Annotated in this window: 9 protein-coding genes; 5 read left to right on the top strand and 4 right to left on the bottom strand. The window is 41.4% G+C overall.

The window, feature by feature from the left end; genetic code table 11:
• Window positions 1–43 precede the first annotated feature (43 nt).
• The 5 genes from HCG69_RS16465 to rodA all read left to right on the top strand — a co-directional run bounded on the left by HCG69_RS16465 (window position 44) and on the right by rodA (window position 5811).
• Window positions 44–1066 carry a rod shape-determining protein gene (locus HCG69_RS16465; protein ID WP_002562696.1) on the top strand — a complete coding sequence of 341 codons (1023 nt, stop codon included), beginning with the start codon at window positions 44–46 and terminating at the stop codon, window positions 1064–1066.
• A gap of 108 nt (window positions 1067–1174) precedes the next feature.
• Window positions 1175–2020: a rod shape-determining protein MreC gene (gene mreC / locus HCG69_RS16470; protein WP_221650946.1), complete on the top strand. Its 846-nt coding sequence runs from the start codon at window positions 1175–1177 to the stop codon at window positions 2018–2020.
• Window positions 2017–2514: a rod shape-determining protein MreD gene (mreD, locus tag HCG69_RS16475; protein WP_221650947.1), complete on the top strand. Its 498-nt coding sequence runs from the start codon at window positions 2017–2019 to the stop codon at window positions 2512–2514. Before mreC ends, mreD begins: the two co-directional genes overlap by 4 nt.
• 2 nt (window positions 2515–2516) lie before the next feature.
• Window positions 2517–4373: a penicillin-binding transpeptidase domain-containing protein gene (locus tag HCG69_RS16480; protein ID WP_221650948.1), complete on the top strand. Its 1857-nt coding sequence runs from the start codon at window positions 2517–2519 to the stop codon at window positions 4371–4373.
• Window positions 4354–5811: a rod shape-determining protein RodA gene (gene rodA, locus HCG69_RS16485; RefSeq protein WP_221650949.1), complete on the top strand. Its 1458-nt coding sequence runs from the start codon at window positions 4354–4356 to the stop codon at window positions 5809–5811. The genes HCG69_RS16480 and rodA overlap by 20 nt, the downstream gene beginning before the upstream one ends.
• Before the next feature lie 63 nt (window positions 5812–5874).
• On the opposite strand, the gene gldH is transcribed toward rodA, so the two are convergent.
• From gldH to metF, 4 genes are all read right to left on the bottom strand, one after another.
• Entirely contained in the window at window positions 5875–6354 is a 480-nt protein-coding gene (gene gldH / locus HCG69_RS16490) for a gliding motility lipoprotein GldH (protein ID WP_221650950.1), read from the bottom strand.
• Window positions 6332–7813 carry a regulatory iron-sulfur-containing complex subunit RicT gene (ricT, locus tag HCG69_RS16495; protein WP_221650951.1) on the bottom strand — a complete coding sequence of 494 codons (1482 nt, stop codon included), beginning with the start codon at window positions 7811–7813 and terminating at the stop codon, window positions 6332–6334. The genes gldH and ricT overlap by 23 nt, the downstream gene beginning before the upstream one ends.
• Before the next feature lie 95 nt (window positions 7814–7908).
• Window positions 7909–9018: a DNA polymerase III subunit gene (locus HCG69_RS16500; RefSeq protein WP_221650952.1), complete on the bottom strand. Its 1110-nt coding sequence runs from the start codon at window positions 9016–9018 to the stop codon at window positions 7909–7911.
• 51 nt (window positions 9019–9069) lie between these two features.
• The gene (metF, locus tag HCG69_RS16505) at window positions 9070–10023 is read right to left on the bottom strand and encodes a methylenetetrahydrofolate reductase [NAD(P)H] (protein WP_221650953.1); all 954 of its coding nucleotides are present in this window, start codon (window positions 10021–10023) and stop codon (window positions 9070–9072) included.
• Window positions 10024–11054: the final 1031 nt, after the last annotated feature.

Here is an 11054-nt window from a genome sequence, read left to right on the forward strand (position 1 = left end):
TAATATCAATCGTAAATTGTAAATAGTTAAATCGTAAATATACATGGGATTATTCTCTTTTACACAAGAAATAGCGATGGACCTGGGAACTGCCAATACCATCATCATTACCAATGGTAAGATTGTGGTGGACGAACCGTCAGTGGTAGCTTTGGACCGTCGTACTGATAAGATGATTGCCGTGGGTGAGAAGGCAAAGATGATGCATGAGAAAACTCACGAAAATATACGTACCATCCGTCCGCTCCGTGACGGTGTAATTGCTGATTTCTATGCCTGTGAACAGATGATGCGCGGACTTATCAAGCAGGTGAATACCCGTAGCCATTTATTCTCTCCTTCTCTCCGCATGGTTATCGGAGTGCCTTCGGGTAGCACAGAGGTTGAGCTTCGTGCTGTTCGTGACTCTGCAGAGCATGCCGGAGGACGCGATGTCTATCTGGTATTTGAGCCTATGGCGGCAGCTATTGGTATTGGTATTGATGTAGAAGCTCCCGAAGGAAATATGATTGTTGATATAGGTGGAGGTTCTACTGAAATTGCTGTTATTTCACTGGGGGGGATTGTTTCTAATAATTCCATCCGTATTGCCGGCGATGATCTTACCGCTGATATTCAGGAATACATGAGCCGCCAGCATAACGTGAAGGTTAGTGAGCGTATGGCAGAGCGTATTAAGATTAATGTAGGTGCTGCTCTTACTGAATTGGGTGATGATGCTCCCGAAGATTATATCGTTCACGGACCGAATCGTATTACTGCACTTCCGATGGAGGTACCTGTATGTTATCAGGAAGTAGCTCACTGTCTGGAAAAATCTATTTCTAAGATTGAAACAGCCGTGCTGAGTGCATTGGAAAATACACCTCCCGAATTGTATGCCGATATTGTTCACAATGGAATCTATCTGGCAGGTGGTGGCGCATTGCTCCGTGGCCTTGACAAACGTCTGACGGACAAAATCAATATTCCTTTCCACATAGCCGAAGATCCTCTTCATGCAGTGGCAAAAGGAACAGGAGTGGCATTAAAGAACATTGACCGCTTCTCGTTCTTAATGAGATAAATAATGTAATAATGTGCCAATATGCCAATGTGCCAATTACCATGCGGTATTATAGCGCGGCCAATTGGCACATTGGCATATTAGCATATCGACACATTATTAATAATTATGCGGAATTTACTGAACTTCCTTCTTAAGTATAATTACTGGTTCCTCTTCATTTTGTTGGAGGTGGTCTGTTTTGTTCTATTATTTCGCTTTAATAACTACCAGCAGAGTGTTTACTTCACTTCTGCCAATGTTGTTACCGGTAAGGTCTATGAGGTTTCGGGAAGTATCTCTTCTTATTTTCATCTGAAGTCAGTAAACGAAGATTTGCTTGATCGCAATATGTTGCTTGAACAGCAGATAACCAATCTGGAGAATGCATTGCGGGAGTATCAGGTCGATTCTCTTGTTGTAAACAGTATCCGGAATCTTGATAATAAGGACTATCAGCTATTCAAGGCACATGTTATTCGGAATAGTTTGAATCAGGCCGATAATTACATTACATTGGATAAAGGTTCTTCTTCCGGCATTCGCCCCGAGATGGGGGTGGTTGATGGAAACGGGGTTGTGGGTATCGTTTATAAAACATCTCCCAACTATTCGCTTGTTATTTCAGTATTGAACAGTAAATCGAGTATAAGTTGTAAAATTGTAGGTAGTGAGTATTTCGGTTATCTGAAATGGGAGCATGGAGACTCACGTTATGCCTATTTGAAAGATCTACCCCGCCATGCCGAGTTTAATCTGGGAGATACGGTAGTGACCAGTGGGTATTCCACTGTTTTTCCGGCAGGTGTTATGGTTGGTACGGTAGATGATATGTCCGATTCCAATGACGGACTTTCTTATTTACTAAAGATTAAACTGGCTACGGATTTTGGAAAACTGAGTGATGTGAGGGTGATTGCCCGGACTGGCCAGATGGAACAGCAGGAACTTGAAAATATGAGTACGAAGCAATGATGATACACTATATACATAGGATGGGATGGTTTGTGGGATTAGTCCTACTTCAGGTACTGATTCTGAACAATGTTCATATTGCAGGCTATGCCACTCCTTTCTTATATGTCTATTTCATCTTAAAATTTGCTTCCGGCACTTCCCGGAACGAATTGATGTTATGGGCTTTCTTTTTGGGATTAACCATAGATATATTCTCCAATACTCCGGGGATGAATGCGGCGGCAACTGTATTTCTGGCTTTTGTGCGTCCTACATTTCTGCGATTGTTTACTCCGCGTGATACATTAGACAGCATCGTACCTTCTATACGGACGATGGGGATTGCTTCTTTTCTGAAATTTACGGTGACAAGTGTTTTTGTGCATCATCTGATCCTGCTCACTATCGAGTTCTTTTCATTTTCCAGCATACCGCTGTTGTTGCTAAGGGTAGTCGCATGTACCCTGCTGACTGTTACGTGTATTATGGCTGTTGAAGGGATAAGGAGATAGGCATGGCAAAAGATTATGTATTAGAGAAACGAAAATTTGTTATCGCAGGAACTGCTATTTGTATTGTGTTTATCTATATAGTACGGCTTTTCTTTTTGCAGATATCCACCGATGATTATAAAAAGAATGCTGACAGTAATGCTTTTCTGAATAAGATACAGTATCCTTCGCGTGGGGCAATGTATGATCGTAACGGTAAATTGCTTGTTTTCAATCAGCCGGCATATGACATAACGATTGTTCCCAAAGAAATTGAAAATCTGGATACACTTGATCTATGCCAGACATTGAATATCACGCGGGAGCAGTTTCTGAAAATAATGTCCGACATGAAAGACCGCCGGAGAAATCCGGGCTATTCAAGATATACCAATCAAGTATTCATGTCCCAGTTATCTGCCGAAGAATGTGGTGTATTCCAAGAAAAGCTGTTTAAGTTTCAGGGATTTTATATACAGCGGCGTACCATCCGGCAGTATACCTATAATTCTGCTGCTCATGCTTTGGGAGATATTGGCGAGGTATCAATGCGTGATATTGAAAATGACGATTATTACATTCGTGGAGATTATATTGGTAAGCAGGGAGTAGAAAAGTCCTATGAGAAATATCTTCGTGGCGAGAAAGGGGTTGAAGTATTGCTTCGCGATGCTCACGGACGTATTCAGGGGCATTATATGGATGGTCAGTTCGATCGTCCTTCTATACCGGGTAAGAATCTCACTTTAGGACTGGATATTGATCTGCAGATGCTGGGCGAACGCTTGCTGAAGAATAAAATCGGAAGTATTGTTGCCATTGAGCCCGAGACAGGGGAAATTCTATGTCTGGTTTCCTCCCCTGATTTCGATCCCCATCTGATGATTGGGCGCCAGCGGGGTAAGAATCACCTGATGCTGCAGCGGGACAAGCGTAAGCCTTTGTTGAATCGTGCTTTAATGGGAGCTTACCCTCCGGGATCAACTTTTAAGGCTGCTCAGGCATTGACTTTTTTACAAGAAGGGATTATTCAGGAAAATACTCCGGCATTCCCGTGCTATCATGGATTTATATATGGGAGCTTGAAAGTGGGATGCCATGCCCATGGCTCTCCATTACCACTGGTACCGGCGTTGGCCACTTCCTGTAACTCTTATTTCTGTTGGGGATTGTTTCGTATGTTTGGTGACCGTAAGTACGGTTCGCCGCAAAATGCTATAACTGTCTGGAAGGATCATATGGTGTCTCAAGGATTCGGCTATAAGTTGGGTGTAGATTTACCCAGTGAAGGACGAGGATTGATACCTAATGCTGCATTTTATGATAAACCTTACAAAGGGCGATGGAACGGGTTGACTGTAATCAGTATTGCTATCGGGCAGGGTGAAATTCTCGCTACTCCTTTGCAAATCGCTAATTTGAGTGCTACGATTGCCAACCGAGGACATTTTATCACTCCACATATTGTGAAAGAGATTCAGGATAATCAGCTTGATAGTATTTACCGGACTCCCCGCGTGCCCACCATTGACCGCATACATTATGAAGAGGTAGTGAAGGGAATGCGTGCTGCTGTAACGGGAGGAACCTGTAGAATAGCCGGTTATATGTTTCCCGAAGGTGAGATATGCGGTAAAACGGGTACGGCACAGAATCGTGGACACGACCACTCTGCCTTTATGGGATTTGCTCCGATGAACAATCCTAAGATAGCCATTGCAGTCTATGTGGAGAATGGAGGATTTGGTGCAACCTATGGTGTACCTATTGGTACTTTGATGATAGAACAATATTTGAATGGAAAACTCTCTCCGGCCAGTGAAGCGAAGGCGGCAGAGTTTAGCGATAGAATTATAATGTATGGTGACGAGGAACGATAGTTTATGGAAAACGCTGGATTGGGTAACAATTGCTATTTACCTGCTCCTTATTATTGCCGGATGGTTCAGTGTTTGCGGAGCCAGTTATGACTATGGTGACCGGGACTTTCTTGACTTTTCTACCCGTGCCGGCAAGCAGTTTATGTGGATTATCTGTTCATTTGGTCTGGGATTTATCTTACTGATGCTCGAAGATAGGATGTACGATATGTTTTCTTACATTATATATATAGGGATGATGCTTCTGCTCGTGGCTACCATATTTATCGGCAGTGATATTAAAGGTTCCAATTCATGGATCAAACTTGGGCCTGTAAATCTTCAACCGGCAGAGTTTGCTAAGTTTGCCACTGCCCTGGTATTAGCCAAATATATCAACTCCTATTCCTTTAATATCAGGAAAGGGAAGTGTTTTCTGGCACTGCTTGCCTTTATCATGCTTCCTATGATACTGATTATTCTGCAAAAGGAAACGGGATCTGCACTGGTATATCTGGCTTTTTTTCTGGTGCTTTATCGTGAAGGTATGCCGGGAGTAGTACTCTTTTCCGGTGTGTGTGCTGTAGTCTATTTTGTTGTTGGCATACGTTTTGATCAGGTATTTATAGCCGATACGCCTACTCCCATCGGAGAGTTTTCGGTTCTATCTATGGTATTGCTGTTTGCCGGTGGTATGGTGTGGGTTTATAGAAAGAAATGGAAGCCGATGCGGAATATTATTGTAGGTAGTCTGATTGTGATGCTTCTTGCTTTCCTCATCTCAGAATATATTATACCCTTTAATCTGGTATGGGTACAATGGGTACTTTGTGTTGCTGTAGTTGGATATCTGATGTTTCTCTCTTTGAGTGAACGCCAGAAATCTTATATGCTTATTGGATTGTTTGCTATTGGGTCTGTCGGTTTCCTCTATTCCAGTGATTATGTGTTTGATAATATTCTCGAACCACATCAGCAGATTCGTATTAAAGTTGTGCTGGGTATGGAAGAAGACCTGACCGGTGCCGGGTATAATGTGAATCAGTCTAAAATAGCTATTGGCTCTGGTGGTCTTACAGGAAAGGGATTTCTGAATGGTACACAGACAAAGTTGAAGTATGTACCTGAACAAGATACTGATTTTATCTTTTGTACGGTAGGTGAAGAGCAGGGCTTTGTTGGATCATCTATTGTGCTACTGCTGTTTTTGGCACTGATATTACGGCTTATTGCAGTGTCCGAGCGGCAACCTTCTGCTTTTGGGCGTGTATATGGGTATTCGGTAGTCAGTATATTCCTTTTCCATATCTTTATTAATATTGGTATGGTACTTGGATTGACGCCTGTGATTGGCATCCCATTGCCTTTCTTTAGTTATGGAGGTTCTTCTCTATGGGGATTTACAATTTTGCTTTTTATTTTCCTGCGGATTGATGCAGGGCGCGGAAGAAGACTGTAAAGAAGGGAGAATTGAGAAGGGAGAAGTGGCTGCGCTATCACGTTGCATAGTACTTCTCCCTTCTCAATTCTCCCTTCTCCCTTCAATTTTGACCCCTACGTCATTGATACCTTTCAGCAGTTCATCTTGCATTCCGTGTGTTATTTTAAAGGTATAATTTCCCGGATGCCGGGCAACGGCAGAGCCGATAGGTAAAGTTGATTGAAACAAACTTCCCCAGCCGGTGCCATTCCATTTACCCTCTTTGTCTGCAAGGATAAGTAGTAACGTGTCTGTTTTCCATATCGTGCTATCCTCAAGATTGTGACTAACTGTTAAGTAGATATTCCGGTAAGCGTAATTACTTTCATTACGTATTTCTGCAGATAGCCGGAGTGGTGTTAACGAATCTTTGACTGGGACATTGAAAAAGAGTGTATCACTCTTCTTCCATCCCTCCGTGGGTATGGATTGGTAAGAGTGATACACAGTATTTTCGTTGCAAGCGGCTGTCAGGCAGGTGGCCAACAGAAGCCATATACTATTCCTGAGTAGGTTTTTCATTTCTCTCTTTAGCTGGCTTCTCGTTATTTTGTGGTCTTTCTCCACTTTGTGGTCTTTCTCCACGTCTGTCATTATTATTACGTGGACGATTGTTGTTTTTCGGACGATCGTTACGTGAGCGTTGTTGCTCACCACCGTTATTGGGTTGTGGGGTTTGTTGCTGTCCTTCTGCATTATTCTGTTGCGGGCGGTTAGGACGCGGCCCGTTTTCACGTTGTGTTGGCCGTTCTGAACGAGTGTTGCTTTCCTGTTGTGAACGCCCCGGACGATTGCCATTATCCTGTTGAGGACGCCCTGTTGTTCTTCCTTCAGCTTCCTGCTGTGGGCGATTAGTATTGTTCTTTTTCTTCTTTCTGTTGCGGTTCCCACCTTCGGCCCCTTCTTTTCCTTCTTTTCGGCGGCGGTCACGATCAAAGCGAGTCAGGCTTTCCTGTTCTACAAGATCAACCGGCTTTTTAGGTTCTTGTTTGTGCTCTTCTTCCAGTAAACTTTCCGGTTTAGCACCTCTTTTGTTCATTCCGATGACTTCAAAGGCCCTTTTACCACTAATAGTTACCAGATTAGCAGGGAAGTTTTTGTCGGTAGAGTAGGAAATTTGATTACTTAAAATATCCGCTTTGAAGAAATAGAACGTTCCGTCTTTGGTTTCCAGTTCAATTTCTTTGGAAGGCAGGCGCTTCTGTGCTTCTACATAGCAATCTACTTCGTAGTTCAGACAACATTTCAGCTTAGCACATTGTCCGGCAAGTTTTTGCGGATTAAGAGAGATATCCTGATAGCGGGCTGCACTTGTAGATACAGATACGAAACTGGTCATCCAGGTAGCACAACATAACTCACGTCCGCATGGACCGATACCACCGATACGTCCGGCCTCCTGGCGTGCACCAATCTGTTTCATTTCGATACGGACACGAAATGCTTCTGCCAGCACTTTGATCAGTTGGCGAAAGTCTACCCGTTCGTCTGCAATATAATAGAAAATGGCTTTATTACCATCTCCCTGATATTCAACGTCTCCTATTTTCATATCCAGATTCAGACTGGATGCAATCTGACGTGAGCGAATCATTGTAGCGTGCTCTTTAGCTTTTGCTTCATCAAACTTTTCCATGTCTACCGGTTTGGCTTTGCGGTAGATACGTTTAATTTCTGCATCTGGCTTAATGTTTGCTTTTCGCATTTGCAATGGAACGAGGCGTCCCGTCAGTGTTACTACACCGATATCATGCCCAGGCGTTGCTTCGACGGCTACTACGTCACCCTTTTCTAACTTAATTTTATTACTGTTTCGATAGTATCCCTTACGAGTGTTCTTGAACTGAACCTCCACCATGTCACTCTCCTCAGCATTGCCTGGTATATCTGCCAGCCAATCGTAGGTGTTCAATTTATTATCTTGTCGGGAGCAACTTTTGCAGCAAAGGCTACCGCTCCCATTATGTAACTTAAAATCCATCTCTGTATATTTATAATTTATTCCCTATGTTTATGATCATTGTTGATCTTTATCGTATAGGTACGTTTACGATTTACAATTAAAAATTCTTCCTTCTAACTCTTCAACAGTACAATCATTTTCAACGAGAAGTCGAAGAATACCATTTTGGCATTCACATTCTGTTCGATATGTTGTTGCGCTTCACTCAACTCATCCATGATGCCCATCACATTTCGCTCATTGACGAACGGTGCAAAGCGGGTTGAAAAATTTTGTTCATCGGGCGTCATATAGACTAATTCTTTCTGATGCAGGTTGTATATGAAGTTTTCTCTTATCATTCGCTGACAGTAAGATAAGAAATTCTTCTGACGTTCGCGCCCCAGAGCAGCCACTTGTTCACTCCATAGTTTCATTTCCCGTATTTTCCGTTGATAGGAGAGTCGCATCAGGTTGACAAAGAGCTCAAAGAATAACTGGCTCTCTTCATTCAGATGAATTGTTTCGAGGGCTTTGATAAAATTCCCGTTTGCCAGATGGGCGATCGTTGCGCTGGTTGCCTGCTGTACACCATATTTCTGTTGAAGCACTTGCGCTATGCTTGCTTCATCTATCTTGCGGATGTTGAAACGTTGTGTTCGACTTAATATGGTTGGCAGAATCAAGTCCGGTGCCTCGGAAACCAAGAGGAAAACTGTTTTCTCGGGTGGTTCTTCCAGAAGCTTCAGTAGCTTGTTGGAGCAAGCTAGTTGCATCTTCTCCGGCAACCAGATTATTGTGATTTTAAATCCACCTTCGCTTGATTTCAAGCTGAGCTTCTTCATTATTTCATCACTTTCCTTGGTATAGATGACGGCTTGTGCATTTTCTGCATTAATCTCATTCAACCAATGATTAAGATTGAAATACGAATTATTTAATACCATCCGCCGCCATTCTACTATATAGTCGTCACTTCGCCCGGACTTCACAACAGGAAAAACAAAGTGTACATCCGGGTGTACCAGCTTACTGAACTTCACGCATGACGGACAAACTCCACAGGCATCCGTTGCACCACGATTGGTACAGCTGATATAGCGTGCATATGCCAAGGCCAGAGGTAATTTACCTACTCCTTCCGGCCCGCAAATAAGCTGTGCATGTGGAATACGACCTTCATTTACTTCCTGAATAAGTCGTTGCTTTGTTTCTTCTTGTCCGATTACGTCTTTAAAAAACACAATTCTATTTATTATTTAGTCGTTCACAAATTATGAATCACAACTCATGATTCAATAAATCTCTTTAGCTACCTCTTTAATACTGTCCACGGCACCAATAGAGTAGAAATGAATACTTGACACTCCATATGCCATCAATTCCTGGCATTGCTTTACGCACCATTCTATACCTACTTGTTGCACTTCTGCTTCATTTTTACATTTTAGTGCCTCCTTCACCAGATCATCCGGAAGATCCACTTTGAAGGTTTTGGGTATCATACTTAGTTGTGAAGCCTTTTTGAAAGGTTTTATTCCCGGAATAATAGGAATATTGATGCCTTCCCGTTTGGCTTTCTCTACAAAGTCGAAGTATTTCTGATTGTCATAGAAAAGCTGGGTTACGGCATATTCAGCTCCGGCCTCTACTTTTTTCTTCAACCAATAGATATCCGAATCCATGTTAGGAGCTTCTTCATGTTTCTCAGGATAGCAAGCCACACCATATGAAAATGGAGTATTGGTAACTTTCATTTCCGATCCGTCAACGAAGATACCTTTATTGAAATTATTGATTTGTTCCTGCAATTCGATAGCATGATAATAACCGTCTCCTTCGGGAGTGAACACCGATTCGTGTTTTGCTTTGTCTCCACGGAGTACCAACAGGTCAGTTATGCCCAGAAATTGAAGATCGAGCAGTACATATTCTGTCTCTTCACGGGTAAAGCCACTACATAAGAGATGTGGGACTACTGTGATATTGTATTTATTCTGAATGGCAGCGGCTACGGCTACTGTTCCCGGACGTCTTCTTAGTCTGTTACGTTGAAATAATCCGTTACCCAGATCTTTGTACACATATTCACTTCGGTGTGTTGTTATATTGATATATTTAGGGTCGAATTCACGTAATGTATCAATATCCCGGCATAATTTCTCAATCCCTGTACCCTTTAGAGGAGGGAGGATTTCAAAAGAAAAAGCTGTTTTCTCGTTGCTATGTATAAGGTCTATTACTCTCATTTATTCAGTTATTCTTCTTGGCTTCTGTGTAAGAAGCGTGCATATTGGGACAAAAATACGAAAAAAGAAAGATTTTCTTTCGTTTGAGCTGAAATAGTTTCGTATTTCTCGATAAGGAGAGATATAAAATGATATTTTCACTTTATAAGTGTCTTTGTTGATTTCTTTTTTGGATCTATTTTTTGTTTTATGTATTTTCTCATAACTGTTTTTAAAGTTTGAAGGTGTATGCCTTTTAATTTGACTGTCGAATATGAAACCATTTTGCTCTTTTGTTTGGGGTTACTTTTAGAAAATAGATAGTTGTGCTTTTGTGAGATTCACTGTGAATTATGATATAATGTAATTGTTTCAAAAAAGAAAAATAGAAAGATGTTATACATAGATGGCATTGATAAGGCTTATTCTGCTTGTTTTTGTCCTTATATTTTGAGTCGATTTTAATATTGTCCTTATAAATATATGTTTGTTTTCAATAAAAAAAGTGTACATTTATTATTTTTTTGTAATCTATTGCTATTCAGCGCGTTGCTATTTTTGTTTTTTCCTCTACGAGAAACGTCCCGTTTCTCTACGACGATCGTCCTGTTTCTCTACGATGAACGTCCTGTTTCTCTACGAGTCTCTCTTTTCTTGTTTCTAATATTTTACATTTCTTTTTTTTCTTTCTAATTCTTCCTTCTTCTTATGTCAGATTCTCTTTCTTTCCTCTTCCCTTTTTCTCCTTCTTTGTTTTTTTTCTCTCGCACGCGTATACGCATGCGCTTGTATATTATAATGTGTTCCTTTTTTTCTCTTTCTTTCCCTGTTTCTTTTTTTATGTTTTACAACACCTTTGCAAATCAGCGTATTACAAAAAAGTTTCATATTTATTCCAAAATAATTCCTGATATGTTTTGCGTATATTGTAAAAAAGTCTACTTTTGCATCCGCTTAGCAAGAGAGTCTAAGCCTTTTTAAGATTGACATATTGAAAGCGCGGATTACCGGATAATGAATAAACAAAAAAACTTCTGAAAAGATTTGGTTTT

It is taken from the genome of Bacteroides sp. K03, assembly GCF_019734355.1.
Lineage (GTDB): Bacteria > Bacteroidota > Bacteroidia > Bacteroidales > Bacteroidaceae > Bacteroides > Bacteroides nordii.

Coding starts and splice junctions, on each gene's coding strand:
- HCG69_RS16465 (WP_002562696.1), top strand. CDS start 44: ATGGGATTATTCTCTTTTACACAAGAAATAGCGATGGACCTGGGAACT.
- mreC (WP_221650946.1), top strand. CDS start 1,175: ATGCGGAATTTACTGAACTTCCTTCTTAAGTATAATTACTGGTTCCTC.
- mreD (WP_221650947.1), top strand. CDS start 2,017: ATGATGATACACTATATACATAGGATGGGATGGTTTGTGGGATTAGTC.
- HCG69_RS16480 (WP_221650948.1), top strand. CDS start 2,517: ATGGCAAAAGATTATGTATTAGAGAAACGAAAATTTGTTATCGCAGGA.
- rodA (WP_221650949.1), top strand. CDS start 4,354: ATGGTGACGAGGAACGATAGTTTATGGAAAACGCTGGATTGGGTAACA.
- gldH (WP_221650950.1), bottom strand. CDS start 6,354: ATGAAAAACCTACTCAGGAATAGTATATGGCTTCTGTTGGCCACCTGC.
- ricT (WP_221650951.1), bottom strand. CDS start 7,813: ATGGATTTTAAGTTACATAATGGGAGCGGTAGCCTTTGCTGCAAAAGT.
- metF (WP_221650953.1), bottom strand. CDS start 10,023: ATGAGAGTAATAGACCTTATACATAGCAACGAGAAAACAGCTTTTTCT.